Below are 13,281 nucleotides of genomic sequence, written 5' to 3'. Positions count from 1 at the left end.
AAGACAAGAGAAGGTATGTTGAAGTGATTATTTGCACTGGTGCGGCAGTCGCTAATAACTATGTTGAGGCAGATATCATAGCACAAACCTTGATTGAATTAGAAGTGCCTAATTGCAGTATAATCCGTGAAAAACTTGCAAAGGGTACATATGAAAACTTAGTAAACTCAAAGAAAATTATGAAAGATAGAGGATTGAGAACAGCAGTTATTGTATCATCGCCTTGGCATTTACGAAAAGCCAGTTCGTATGCTTTTAGACTTGAAATTAACCATACAGTAGAAAAATCTAAATTTCCTCATGAATACCTAATAATAGTAGTTCGTTTTTGATTTATAGTTCATCAAAAATGGAAAATACTGTCTTGTAGCTGTTTTTTCACGGATCGTTTCAACACCACATATATTTAATCTATTAGAGTTTTAGAAATATATGGCTTAACGTGGACGATATAGTTTTTTATGGTCCTTGGGCTATAGTCCTTTAGTTCCATATCCATTTTCATTCTTTCTCTTAATATTGACTTCTTCTATTACATTGTAGGGGCATGGCTCATCGGGTAAAAGAAAAACCACAGGAGCAGAAATAATCTGACCTGTATTTTTTGTTTTATACCCCAGCTTGTAAATTTCTGTGAAAATAAATACAATAGAGTTATGGAGGTGTTATGCGTGAATTATATAACGACAAAAAAAGCCGCCAAGATTTGGGAAATCACAGGGTTTGTTTATGCTGACACTGAAAAACCGGCTGACGGACGATATAGGAGCAGTAAAGTAAAGGATGGTGAAAATAAATGAAACGTATATTTTTGGTTGAGGACGATAAGGCAATCGCTAAAAACCTTGTGCTTTTGCTCCGCTCGGAGGGATTTACAGTCACTCACGTCCCTACGCGGAGTAAAGCCATTGAAGCACTTGCTGGGAATAAATTTGACTTGGCGTTGATTGATATTTCTTTGCCTGATGGAAATGGCTTTACAGTTTGCACGGAAATCAAAGAAACGCAAGATGTTCCCGTTATCTTTCTGACGGCTTCCGGCGACGAAGCAAGTGTTGTTACAGGACTGAACATGGGCGCAGATGACTATATCACCAAGCCTTTTCGTCCGCGTGAATTGATTGCGCGAATTAGAACCGCCCTGCGAAAAAGCGGGCGTTCTGGGGCGGCTTTTGAAATCCGCGGGCTTTATGTCGATACGGCAAGTGGCGTTGTGAAAAAAAGCGGCAACGAGGTTTTCCTTTCAGCATTAGAATACCGCTTGCTCTTAGTGTTTATTGGAAGCCCCAAAAGTATTATCACGAGGGGCAGGCTACTTGACGAATTGTGGGATGCGGCGGGTGAGTTTGTTAATGATAATACATTGACCGTGTACATCAAACGCTTACGGGAGAAGATAGAGAACAACCCAGCAAGCCCGCAAATAATTCTGACCGTTCGCGGGACAGGGTATAGATTGGGGTGCGAGCATGCTTCGGAATAGAGAGTTTCGGCAGTTTGTCATTTTATTCTCCTTAATGGCCACCGCCGCTGTAATGCTGGGATTTGCAATAAATACTGCGGCGGGAATACTTGCCATTGTTTCTGTCGTCGCCTTTGGCACAGCGTTTTTCGCGTTTACCAAAGCTCGATACAAAAGCATTGCACGGATTTCAGATCAAATCGATCTTGTGCTTCATAATGCTGACCATCTGTATATTGGTGAATCGGACGAGGGCGAACTTTCCATTCTGCACAGCGAGATAACAAAAATGACATTGCGCATTCGGGAGCAAAACGACGTGCTGAAAAAAGAAAAAGAACATCTTGCCGATTCCTTGGCCGACATAGCCCACCAACTCCGAACCCCGCTCACATCCGTTAACCTCATTCTGTCATTGTTAGCGAATAACCCTGATGAAAACCAGCGGAAAACATTTGTGCGGGAAACAGAGGAATTGCTTGTGCGGATGGATTGGCTGATTACTTCCCTATTGAAATTATCACGCTTGGACGCGGGCATTGTGGTGTTCAAAAGCGAGCAGATAGATGCAAACAACTTGATAAGCGCCGCGCTTCGCCCGTTTCTAATCCCAATGGAACTGCACGATATTGATTTTCAAATAGATGCACCAAAAGGGATGATTATTCAAGGCGATTCAGGTTGGCTTTCGGAAGCAATTCAAAACATCCTCAAAAATTGCATGGAGAGCGCAGGCGAGAACGGGAAGATTGAGATTATTTGCACGGACAACCTACTATTTACCGAGATTGCCATCCACGATAGCGGCGGGGGCTTTGAAAAAGAAGATTTACCCTGCCTGTTTGACAGGTTTTATCGTGGAAAAAACCCAAACGCTACAGGATACGGGATTGGACTTTCTCTCTGCAAGATGATTATAACACGGCAGGGAGGGACGATTACCGCAAAAAATCACCAGCAGGGCGGCGCGATATTTGCCATTCGTTTCCCAAAGTGACTAATCTCTCACCTGAAAGTCACAGAAATGTAAGTTGAAGATGCTATTATATGGGTAAACCATGAGAAAGGAGACTCACATAATGGAGTTTTTAAAAATTGAAAATTTATGCAAAATCTACGGCAAGGGCGAAAACCAAGTTACCGCGCTTGACCATGTTTCGCTTACAATCGAAAAGGGGGAGTTTACTGCAATCATAGGCTCCTCAGGCTCAGGCAAATCCACATTGCTTCACATCATCGGCGGCGTGGACGTGCCGACAAGCGGAAAGGTATATTTGGACGGTCAGGATGTATATGCCAAAAACAATGAAAAACTCGCAATCTTCCGCAGGCGGCAGGTCGGACTGATTTACCAGTTTCACAACCTCATTCCTACCCTAACTGTGGTGGAAAATATCACCTTGCCTATCCTGATGGACAAGCGCAAGGTCAACGAGGAACGTCTGAATGACTTGCTCGAACTGCTTGGTCTAAAAGACCGCAAAACGCATTTACCCAATCAGCTTTCGGGCGGTCAGCAACAGCGCGTTTCCATAGGACGCGCGTTGATGAACGCCCCCGCGGTCATGCTTGCCGACGAACCTACGGGCAGTTTGGACAGCCGAAATGGACATGAAATCATTAAGCTGCTGAAAGAAAGCAATAAAAAATATAGTCAGACCCTGCTCCTCGTCACGCATGACGAAAATATTGCCATGCAAGCAGACCGAATTATCGGTATATCAGATGGAAAAGTAGTGCGAGACGAGAGGGTGAGACCATGAACATTTTCAACAAAGTTACTCTGCAAGGCATGAAAAAGAGCCGCACACGGACAATTGTCACGATTATCGGAGTTGTTCTGTCCGCTGCCATGATCACGGCCGTAGCCACCTTTGGCGTTTCGCTGCTGAACTATCTGGCAAACGGAGCGGCCCAGAAATACGGCGGTTGGCACGTGGAGTATTTGAATGTTGATTCCTCTTTCGCACAAGAACGAACTCTCGACAATGAAGCTTACAACACCGCAACATTTGAAAATATCGGCTACGTAAAACTTGAGGGAGGGAAAAACCCCAACAAACCATATCTTTCTATAGCCGGATTTAGCAAGGAAGCCTTTGATACTTTGCCAATAACCCTGGTTTCAGGTAGATTGCCGAAAAACAGTGGGGAGATTCTTGTTTCGATGAGCGTCGAAGCAAACGGCGGCGTTAAATTCGCGGAGGGTGACAAGCTTTCACTTGCTATCGGAAGCCGCATGAATGGCAACAAAAATCTCGGTCAACACTCCCCTTACATTTCCGGGAAAGAAACTCTTATGCCAAAAGGCAAGAGAACTTACACGGTTGTCGGTATCTGCCAAAGACCAAGCTTTGAGGAATATTCCGCGCCGGGATATACCTTGATAACGAAAGCAGATGCACAAGACAAAGCGGACAGCTTAAACTTATTTGTCACGCTTAAAAACCCGCGTGATGTTCACGCTTATGCAAGAAGCACAGCGGGAAGCCATAGCTATGTCTTTAACGATAATGTGTTGCGCTTCATGGGTCTTTCGGAGGATAAGTTGTTCAACACGATTCTGTACTCGATTGGTGGCATCTTGGTTGCCTTGATAATGATAGGCTCAATTTTTCTGATTTATAATTCGTTCAACATATCACTGAACGAACGCACACACCAGTTCGGGATTCTCTCATCGGTGGGAGCCACAGCGAGGCAGCTGCGAAATTCGGTGCTGTTTGAGGGACTTTGCATTGGTGCGATCGGCATACCTATTGGCGTTATTGTCGGCATAGGCAGTATCAGGCTTGTGATTTCCGTTGTCGCCGGGAATTTCGGGAACATTATGTACAGCGACGTACCTTTAACTTTGACAGTGTCCATCCCCGTAATTGTCGTTGCGGCGGCGGTCAGCATGGTTACGATTTTGATTTCGGCCTATATCCCGGCCAGGAAGGCCGCAAGCACTCCCGTTATGGAGAGTATTCGCCAGACAAGCGAGGTCAAAGTTGAATCCAAAGCCGTGAAAACGTCAAAACTGGCGCAGCGTATTTACGGTTTGGAGGGAACCCTTGCTCTAAGGAATTTTAAAAGAAACAAGAAACGATATCGCAGCATTGTGCTATCACTTGTTTTAAGCGTAGTGCTGTTTATATCGACCAGTGCTTTTGTAACAGATCTGAAGCAGACGTCAAAGCGGGCAGTAGTGTTTACTACCTATGACATCGGTTTGGTCACGCAGGACATAGATGATAGCAAAATGTTGCCGCTTTATGATAAACTAAGAACCGCCGACGATGTTTACGAAAGCTCGTATCAAGCGCTTATGAAGTATTCATGCACGGTTAAAGCAAGCAACTTTTCAGACCGCTATCGGAAATACGCGGGTTATAATTTCCAGGACAAAACGGTTAATCTGCCAATGGAAATCCAGTTTCTTGATGACAGCACCTATATGAATATTATCAAAGGCTTGGGTTTGCATGCAGAGGAATATACCGGGCAAAATGCGAAAATGATCGCCGTTGCCAAAATGACAGGCCAAATGAAAAGCAATCAGGAGGTTGACAATCTTATTGATATGTTCAAGAGTTCTTCCAAGAATTTTACCATCGCTCCCGAAATAAATGGCAAGCCGAAGATAAAGCAGGGGCGAAATGTAAGCATTACGTTTGTCAATACCGTGCCGCCTGATACACTCCCACTCATAGGAAACTCCGGATCGAAGAATCCGTTCTTTTTTAGGGTAATAGTCCCCTATTCACTCAAAGAGAAGTTTGAAACCTCCGATACCCATGTGGTTAATAAGGGCTTGACCTTTAGGTCTAAAAATTCCTCGAAATCGGTGGCTGATATGGAAAAGATGATTAAGGGTGCGGGAATTAAATCCAATTATAAACTGTACAATATGAATAAAGCGCTTGATGATAGCCGCAATTACGTATTCATTGCCAACGTGTTCGCTTATACTTTTATCATTATGATTTCGCTGATTGCGGTTGCTAATGTGTTCAACACGATTTCCACTAATATCAAGCTGCGCCGGAGAGAACTTGCCATGCTTCGCTCTGTGGGGATGTCTGACCGTGATTTCCAAAAAATGATGAATTTTGAGTGTGCCTTTTATGGCATCAAGGCGTTGCTCTTCGGGCTTCCCATAGCGTCAATCTCTTCTTGGCTGATTTACAAAGGGATGATCGACGGGGCGGACAATATAGATTTTGTATTCCCGTGGGGCAGTATGGCAATCAGCGTGTTCAGCGTGTTCTTTGTAGTGTTTATTACAATGCTGTATTCAATTAGCAAGATAAAAAAAGAAAATATTATTGACGCGCTTCGGGATGATATGAATTGATTGGTTTTAGAGTTGAACACCCTGAGCGGCGAAGACTGTACAGTTTCTCAAGATGAAATTTCTCCTAGTGTATATGAAGAATTTGGGTATTTATTAGTTAGAGTTCTTGCTAAAATGGGGCTGTTGGATATCTTCCAATAGCCTTTTCTTGTGTTCTCATATTCCCAAGCTTTGTAATTATTAATACCAAGCCTTTTGAGATTATCATGTTTTGTTTTAATTTTACTGGATTAGGTTATACCTACCTTCGAATAGAGAAAATTCACTGTCCCCAGGAACAAGAAACAAATTTTCTTTTATTTTAGTGGGTTTTTTCCTAAAGTCACCAATATCTTCTGTATTGTGTATAATTAAATACAGACACATTAATAGAATATGATAAATTAATAAATACTTTATATAAAGTATTTATATTATAGTTTATATTAAAAGTAAAACTTGATTCTATTATCCTGCGTATAATATACAGGATGGGATACTAATGAAAAAAATCATTGTTATATTTTAGGCTCTTATTAATTAAAATTAGGAGATGATTTTTTATGAAAATAAAAAAATCCATATTAGCTATTATGAGTTTGACTATAGTTTTTGCATTTGTGGGATGCAAGGATAAGGAAAATTTGAAGAGTAGTTTAAATACCCCAGATAAAATTAATATATATGCAGAGGGAAATCAAAAACAAATAACAAACTTAAGTGTGTCTTCATCAAAAGTAAATAGTAATAGTGTTGCTATAGAATCTAAAAAAATAGCGTCAACTGATAAAATTGTTGTTATTGAAGACCATGCTTTAGAAAATATTATAAGGAAGGCTGTTAGTAAACCTAATGGAGCTTTGTTTGTAAGTAACCTATCAAACATCTTAGAACTAGATGGAAGTAAACAAAATATAAAAAATTTGAATGGCTTGGAGAATTTAATAAATTTAAAGAAATTAAATTTATCAGATAATCAAATTTCTGATATTACACCGCTGAAAAATTTAACAAATCTAAAAGAATTAATTTTGATTAATGACAATATAAAAAATTTAAATGCTATAACTTCACTAACTAAGTTGGAGAAATTATCTATAGGTAATTATAGGCGTGGCAGAGAGTACTGGAATACTTTTACAGACTTAACTCCTTTAAAGAATTTAAGCAAACTAAAAGAATTGAACCTTGCTTGTTCCAATGTTCAACTAAATGGATTAAGATACTTAACATCATTAGAAAATTTAAATTTATACTTTAACGACTCGTTATCAGATATAAATGAATTAAGCAATTTAAAGAATCTTCGTGTTTTAAATATAAGTTATACCAATGTAAATAATATAAAACCATTAGCGAATTTAACTAAACTAACAGACTTAGATATAGGAAACTCAAAGGTAACTGACATTAGTGTATTATATAAACTTACTGGATTAAAGAAGCTTACTGCATGGAATATTATTAAAGACAAAGACTATGCAGCCTTAAAAAAAGTTTTACCAAATTATGATATAATTTATAAGCAAAAATAGTTGTTGAAATCTATAGGTATACAATGAGAAAAAGCCACTTTGTAGAAGTCATCTCTACTAGGTGACTTTTTATTACATTATAAAGGCAAAAGTGTTTTTTAATCTTCCTTTTCAACGTTTATTTTACACTTACAGGTTTACAAATAAGACACTATAATAATTTTTTAAACCAAAATAAAAAATGCAGAGGCATTAGACCTAATTAACAACTCCTATAAGATTGTAAAAATAGTATTTAATGGTGTAATAAAATGACAAATCAAACTCTTGTTTATATTGCAAAATTTAAATGGTAAGGAGTGACATACTAATATGAAAAACAAAAAGATACTGGCTTCGTTGACCATGTGTTTTGCACTCATGGTGGGGATGACAAACACGGCGGGTGCTGCGACGTCCTCCAACACATCGAACTTTATGAAGGCTCTCGGTAGTAACACGGGTTTTGATACGTTCGACTCGGTGCAACAAACTTCTGATGGGGGGTACATCGCTGCGGGCTCCTTTCAATCAGCAGACGGCGATTTTGCCGGAGTTAGCCATAAAGGCTTAGATGACGCGACCCTCGTTAAGTTCAACAGCAATGGTTCAACTGGGTGGATCAAATCTATCGGAGGCACGAAAGGTGATATGTTTAATAGTGTGCAGCAGACTTCGGACGGCGGATATATCGCTGCGGGTTGTTCCGAGTCAACTGACGGTGATTTCGCTGGAGTTGGTAATAAAGGCTCTCTCGACGCAACTCTCATCAAATTTAACAAAAACGGTACCACCGAATGGATTAAGGACATTGGAGGCAAAAACATTGATAGATTTTATTCTGTACAGCAAACTTTAGATGGCGGATATATCGCTGCGGGTTATTCCGAGTCCAGCAACGGTGATTTTACTGGAGTTGGCAATAAAGGTTCAGCTGATGCGATTCTTGTTAAATTCGATAAAAATGGCACCATAGAATGGACCAAGGCCACTTGGGGTGGTTTAAATGATTACTTCCGTAGTGTGCAGCAGACTTCGGATGGTGGGTATATCGCAGCGGGCAATTCCGAGTCCGGCAATGGTGATTTTACTGGTGTCAATAAAGGCTCAGCTGACGCGATTCTTGTTAAATTCGATAAAAGTGGCACCACTGAATGGATCAAGGATGTCGGTGGCTCGGATAGTGATGGTTTAAGTAGTGTACAGCAGACTTCAGACGGCGGGTATATCGCGGTAGCTCATTCTGCGTCAATCGACGGCGATTTTACTGGAGTTAGCAATAAAGGCACAGGTGGCGCTATTATCATCAAATTCAACAAAAGTGGCACCACCGAATGGATAAAGAACTTTAGCGACTCAGGTTTTGCTGGCGCGGGGTTCTCTAGTGTACAGCAGACTTCGGATGGGGGATATGTAGCGGCAGGCACCTCTTTCTTAAAAGGGGGCTACCTTGTAGCGGGATATGAGAAGATGCTTCTTGTTAAATTCAACAAAAGCGGAACTAGCGAGTGGTTCAAGAGCTTCGGCGGCGCAAAGTTTGGTGATAAGTTTAATTCTGTGCAGCAGACTTCGGATGGTGGATATGTTGCGGTGGGTGATAGCACTGATGGCGCTACACTCATAAAATCTGATAATACTGCAATAACTGTTGATTCAACTGCACTTAGACCAACTGGGGTAAATGCTTCAATAAATTCTTCAGCTGTAGCCAAAATTGATCTTGTGTCAACTCAATTAACAAATACAGGGAATAACACAGCTACATTCAAATACAAAATATTAAATACAGTGGGTATAAACATTACTCAAAAAATTCCAGCTTCTCAAATAAAGGCAGCAGCATCTGTAATAACATTTTTACAAATGGGGGAATTAATAATTGGAGAAAAAAATAATAGAGACAAGGTTATTGGAAATTATACAAAATGCAAATTTAGTATTTAATTGATAGAATAAGCCTGGTCAAATACCAGACTTATTTTATTTTTAGTCTATCTGCAATAGCTTAAATTTTACCATAAAAACAATTTTAACATTTTAATAAATAATGATTCGTTCAAGTATAAAATTCTTGAAAAATATCGACTAGCCAACCCTATTTTGTAATCTTATCTTGTCAGCTACCATTGCTATAAATTCTAAATTAGTAGGTTTTCCTTTTTCATTATTAATTGTATAACCAAAAATCTTATTAATAGTCTCTAATTGTCCTCTACTCCATGCAACGTTTATTGCATGGAGTATTGCTCTTTCTACTCTACTAGCAGTAGTATTATATTTTTTACCTACTAGTGGATACAATACTTTTGTTATTCCTGATAAAAGTCCAATATCATTCACTACCATGCTTATTGCTTCCCTTACAAACATATAACCTTTTATATGAACAGGTATTCCAATTTCATGCATAATATTAGTTATTTGAGTAATTAAAGTATCATCATATGATTGATTTTTATCAACTTTAATTTCAGTATCGTCAACATAAGTAAGTATTTTTTTTACATCACTATTATCTATAGTGTTATATACTATCTGTCTTATCCGTTTAACTAATACGCCCATATCAAAAGGTTTTACAACATAATAATCGGCTCCTAGTGATAAGGCTCTTTGGGTTATATTATCCTGACCAACCGCTGATAAAATTATTATAAGAGGTTTTGATTCTAAATTCATTGTATTTAACCTCTCCAGGACTTCGAAACCATCAAGAATAGGCATAATTATATCCAGTACTACTATATCAGGTTTTTTTTCTTCAATCAATTTTATTGTTTCTACTCCATTATTTGCAATACCTGTTACAATAATATCCTCTTGTTTTGATATATAATCATAAAGAATATTACAAAATTCTTTATGATCATCAGCAATGATTATATTTATTTTTGATTCTTCCATTTTTGAACAGCCCCCTTTTTGTTATATATTATTTGCAACTTTGTAAAAATATTGTTGACACAAATAATATAGAAGATAACCACATTTCTTGTTTTGTAATATTAGTGGGGGGTTTCATACTAGGTGTAGAGCCAACGAAACCGACAAAACCCACAAAACCCACGTTAAGGAATATACCCTAGATATTTTAACTGCATATACTGAATGAAGATAACAAATTTTATATAACTTAATTCCAAAAAACTACAATTTTATTTGTTGCTTCATCTACATATGTCATATACCTTATAGAACTTTCAAACTGACTTCTAGACATATTTATAAATTTAGAAGTATCCCATGGATTTATTACTACTACAGTGTCTTTAGTTACACTCTTTATTGAATATGAGTGACCTCCATCCCCTATAATCCCTTTACTTGGATCAGCTATATTTACTATTATCTAATGCCTGTATTCCAGAAACAGCACCGCAATCATTAGCAGCTCCCTGATGGAATGTGCTTAGTTTCCCATCAAGTTGCGTTGTTGGATCACCTATTGTTCCTGCAAAAGCATATAATTTATGTATACTATATATTTCCAATAATAACTGTTCAGTTACTTACAATTACATACTCTCATAATACTTAAATCAAGTAAATATCTTTTACTCAAAACATACAAAATCATGCTTCAAAAGACGTCAGAGAACATTCTAATTTTTAAGAACATACAAAATTGAATTATGCAAGTTAGACAAGGCAAAAGTTAAGAAGTGGTTATTAGTGACAAATTGACCATATACGAACAAGACTATCAAACATAGTGCCATATCATAGAACTTCAAAGTACCGAACCAAACGACAAATGACATTCCTATTGAATTAATAGCAGTTGACAGTTTAGAGAAATCAAAGAGACTTCCTTGTGTGTTTAATAACTGGGCTGTGTTTTATAAAGGTAAATTTGAAACAGTGCATTTGCTAAATGAAGGATATTTGAAAAAAATGCTTGAAAAATCAACAAATTGAGCCTAATCTTTTGTTAAAATTAAAATTGGAGGAGATATGAATGAAAGTTAATGCTGCATTTATTTTTATTGCGCCAGAAGTTAATTGTAAAATCTATAGAACTTTGTGCCGCATTCGGAAATGAAGGTATAGCACTTATAAGCAAGGCCTTAAGAGGGAAGGCATCTGCTGGCGCTGTTAAATTTGACCACCATCCTGGATTCGACTTTTGCCGGAATATAGGTTCTTGTAATAATAACATTTTCACCATTAACCAATGTTGCTTTCAATCGGCTATTAAAAAGTGTATTTACACTATCTAGTACATCAATATTCATAATGCATGCTTTGTTTATTTGAATAAAACCGAACCCAGTTAATTCATCAATTAACTGATATAGTTTTTTATTACTTTTGAGTACCTGATCTTTTGTATAAATAAAAGTTTTCCTTTCAATACTTTCAATGTAGAAAATATCACAAATATTGAGGACTATATTTTTACCATTATTACTTCCAACTATTTTCATATCTATACCCTTAATTCTTTGTATAAGCTGCTGTACTTGTACATTCATAATCGGGTACCTGATTTGTACTTCAATATTGCTCTCCTTATCTTCTATAATTATAATATCCACTCTGGTACTCCTTTCTCTTTAATTCAGTCTCCAAGTTGCTCACAAATAATATCTATTTCTCATAATTTCACGATTATGAAGTAACTTCGAATGCTACTAGATCCATTTACTATTAAATTATTTGTACCAAAATGCCAAGCGTCAAAATAAAAACAAGAAGAAACCATTACAAGTACTTATGTGTACATATATGTAAACATTAATGTTTGTATATTTGTTTCCCTAAATGCAATACTCCCCCTTTCTCCAGGGGTAACAAATTCTGTAGTTTGCAAATTTGGACATCAAAAGAGAGGCTTTATAATTTAAATTGTGCTAAACTTTTATACAAGAAGGGAGGTGGAGTAAAAGTGAAATGGCTGAAACAATTAAGCGAAGTAATTGATTATATAGAAAGCAATTTAACTGGTGTTATTTCCTATGATGAAGTTGCAAAAATTGCTTGCGGCTCCACTTATTATTTTCAAAGAATATTTTCTTACGTTGCGGACATTCCATTGTCCGAGTATATACGCCGTAGACGTATGACAGCAGCAGCGTTTGAATTGCAAACAAGTGATAAGAAAGTGATTGATATCGGTTTAAAATATGGATATGAATCACCAACATCCTTTAATCGAGCATTTCAAAGTGTTCATGGTGTCGCTCCGACTGTTGCACGTACAAAGGGAACATTATTAACCGCTTATTCACCTATTAGTTTTTCAATTTCAGTTGTAGGAGGTGAGAACATGAATTATAGAATTGAAATAAAAGAAACAATTAGAATTGTTGGGGTTTGAAATACCCAGTTGCTTCCCGAAAAGCCATGTGGGAAATCATGCAAAAAATCCGGGATGATTTTAAAACAACGATTTTTCTGAGAAGAAAAAAGCGGAAGAATGTGCAGATGTACTTGCTAAAGAACATATACTTACATCCATAAACGTCCGTGAATGCTCAATTTTTGCGGATGCTGGAGATAATCGAAAAACTTTTGAAAATGTTAAAAAGCGACTTTTGGAAAAGAGTGTTTATTTTGAGGCGATAGAACTAGTACAGCCCAGCCTTGAAGAGGTATTCTTGAAGTTAACTGGGTATGGGGAAGAGGTAAATAAATGGAGATAATAAATATTTTATGGCGCAATAAAAAGTGGCGCTTTCAGAACCCTATTTCAATACTACTTACAATTATATTTCCCATGGACAGTATATCGGGTGGCTTGAAGGTTGCAGTAATGATTAACCCTTTCACTCATATTATAAACAGCCTGCGAAGTTTGCTTTTAGTGACATCCATTGATTGGCAAAACTTATTGCTTGTGACAGTGGTATTTATCTGTCTTTGCTCAATCAGTTTTGTATTGGCATTCTGGAGACTGAGAAAAGAAACTGTTAATTAAAGCGATTTATAAGAGTTAATTCTTCGTTGCACAATATATGCATGGAGGTGATTTTATGATCGCTATA

11 protein-coding genes and 4 pseudogenes are annotated in these 13,281 nt (G+C 37.7%); 11 read left to right on the top strand and 4 right to left on the bottom strand.

Annotated features, from left to right (window positions below; genetic code table 11):
- Positions 1-23 precede the first annotated feature (23 nt).
- From LL038_RS09550 to LL038_RS09525, 6 genes are all read left to right on the top strand, one after another.
- On the top strand, positions 24-332 hold the full coding sequence (locus LL038_RS09550) for a YdcF family protein (protein ID WP_216172567.1): 309 nt from the start codon (positions 24-26) through the stop codon (positions 330-332).
- Between the two features lie 339 nt (positions 333-671).
- Positions 672-800: a hypothetical protein gene (locus LL038_RS09545; protein WP_268056045.1), complete on the top strand. Its 129-nt coding sequence runs from the start codon at positions 672-674 to the stop codon at positions 798-800.
- Positions 797-1,483, top strand: coding sequence for a response regulator transcription factor (locus LL038_RS09540; protein WP_216126263.1), 687 nt, complete (start codon positions 797-799; stop codon positions 1,481-1,483). Before LL038_RS09545 ends, LL038_RS09540 begins: the two co-directional genes overlap by 4 nt.
- Positions 1,470-2,459, top strand: a complete 990-nt coding sequence (locus LL038_RS09535) for a sensor histidine kinase (RefSeq protein WP_216126265.1) — start codon at positions 1,470-1,472, stop codon at positions 2,457-2,459. The genes LL038_RS09540 and LL038_RS09535 overlap by 14 nt, the downstream gene beginning before the upstream one ends.
- Before the next feature lie 82 nt (positions 2,460-2,541).
- Positions 2,542-3,225 carry an ABC transporter ATP-binding protein gene (locus LL038_RS09530; RefSeq protein WP_216126267.1) on the top strand — a complete coding sequence of 228 codons (684 nt, stop codon included), beginning with the start codon at positions 2,542-2,544 and terminating at the stop codon, positions 3,223-3,225.
- Complete coding sequence (locus LL038_RS09525) at positions 3,222-5,801, top strand: ABC transporter permease (protein ID WP_216126269.1); 2,580 nt, start codon at positions 3,222-3,224, stop codon at positions 5,799-5,801. Before LL038_RS09530 ends, LL038_RS09525 begins: the two co-directional genes overlap by 4 nt.
- Positions 5,802-5,848: 47 nt before the next feature.
- Here the strand turns inward: LL038_RS09525 and LL038_RS09520 are convergent.
- Positions 5,849-6,025, bottom strand: a pseudogene (locus tag LL038_RS09520) (group II intron reverse transcriptase/maturase); the annotation flags it as partial.
- A gap of 318 nt (positions 6,026-6,343) precedes the next feature.
- On the opposite strand from LL038_RS09520, the gene LL038_RS09515 reads away from it, so the two are divergent.
- Positions 6,344-7,315 carry a leucine-rich repeat domain-containing protein gene (locus LL038_RS09515; protein ID WP_216126271.1) on the top strand — a complete coding sequence of 324 codons (972 nt, stop codon included), beginning with the start codon at positions 6,344-6,346 and terminating at the stop codon, positions 7,313-7,315.
- A gap of 312 nt (positions 7,316-7,627) precedes the next feature.
- Positions 7,628-9,238 (top strand): hypothetical protein, encoded by a 1,611-nt coding sequence (locus tag LL038_RS09510; protein ID WP_268056044.1) that lies wholly within the window; start codon positions 7,628-7,630, stop codon positions 9,236-9,238.
- A 141-nt stretch (positions 9,239-9,379) separates the two neighbouring features.
- Here LL038_RS09510 and spo0A read toward each other — a convergent pair whose 3' ends face one another.
- A complete protein-coding gene (spo0A, locus tag LL038_RS09505; RefSeq protein ID WP_216126275.1) occupies positions 9,380-10,198 on the bottom strand; it encodes a sporulation transcription factor Spo0A in 819 nt (272 codons plus the stop codon).
- A gap of 425 nt (positions 10,199-10,623) precedes the next feature.
- Positions 10,624-10,785, bottom strand: coding sequence for a hypothetical protein (locus tag LL038_RS09500; protein WP_253200077.1), 162 nt, complete (start codon positions 10,783-10,785; stop codon positions 10,624-10,626).
- A gap of 262 nt (positions 10,786-11,047) precedes the next feature.
- Here LL038_RS09500 and LL038_RS09495 point away from each other — a divergent pair.
- Both LL038_RS09495 and LL038_RS25660 read left to right on the top strand, forming a co-directional pair.
- Positions 11,048-11,212, top strand: a pseudogene (locus tag LL038_RS09495) (YoaP domain-containing protein); the annotation flags it as partial.
- Positions 11,213-11,262: 50 nt separating this feature from the next.
- A pseudogene (locus LL038_RS25660) lies at positions 11,263-11,364 on the top strand (hypothetical protein); the annotation flags it as partial.
- Here LL038_RS25660 and LL038_RS09490 read toward each other — a convergent pair.
- Positions 11,362-11,832: a LytTR family DNA-binding domain-containing protein gene (locus LL038_RS09490; RefSeq protein ID WP_216126277.1), complete on the bottom strand. Its 471-nt coding sequence runs from the start codon at positions 11,830-11,832 to the stop codon at positions 11,362-11,364. The pseudogene LL038_RS25660 and the gene LL038_RS09490 sit on opposite strands and share 3 nt — an antisense overlap.
- A gap of 350 nt (positions 11,833-12,182) precedes the next feature.
- Between LL038_RS09490 and LL038_RS09485 the strand changes: the two are divergent.
- Positions 12,183-12,611: pseudogene (locus tag LL038_RS09485) on the top strand (helix-turn-helix transcriptional regulator); the annotation flags it as partial.
- Between the last annotated feature and the right edge of the window lie 670 nt (positions 12,612-13,281).

Origin of the sequence: Clostridium estertheticum (assembly GCF_026650985.1) — a bacterium.
Taxonomy (GTDB): Bacteria; Bacillota; Clostridia; order Clostridiales; family Clostridiaceae; genus Clostridium_AD; species Clostridium_AD estertheticum_C.
This window is presented reverse-complemented; position numbering and strand designations above follow the sequence as displayed.

What these genes read in the sequence shown, in the direction of transcription:
- LL038_RS09540 (WP_216126263.1), top strand. Translation starts at nt 797, where the DNA reads ATGAAACGTATATTTTTGGTTGAGGACGATAAGGCAATCGCTAAAAAC.
- LL038_RS09535 (WP_216126265.1), top strand. Translation starts at nt 1,470, where the DNA reads ATGCTTCGGAATAGAGAGTTTCGGCAGTTTGTCATTTTATTCTCCTTA.
- LL038_RS09530 (WP_216126267.1), top strand. Translation starts at nt 2,542, where the DNA reads ATGGAGTTTTTAAAAATTGAAAATTTATGCAAAATCTACGGCAAGGGC.
- LL038_RS09525 (WP_216126269.1), top strand. Translation starts at nt 3,222, where the DNA reads ATGAACATTTTCAACAAAGTTACTCTGCAAGGCATGAAAAAGAGCCGC.
- LL038_RS09515 (WP_216126271.1), top strand. Translation starts at nt 6,344, where the DNA reads ATGAAAATAAAAAAATCCATATTAGCTATTATGAGTTTGACTATAGTT.
- LL038_RS09510 (WP_268056044.1), top strand. Translation starts at nt 7,628, where the DNA reads ATGAAAAACAAAAAGATACTGGCTTCGTTGACCATGTGTTTTGCACTC.
- spo0A (WP_216126275.1), bottom strand. Translation starts at nt 10,198, where the DNA reads ATGGAAGAATCAAAAATAAATATAATCATTGCTGATGATCATAAAGAA.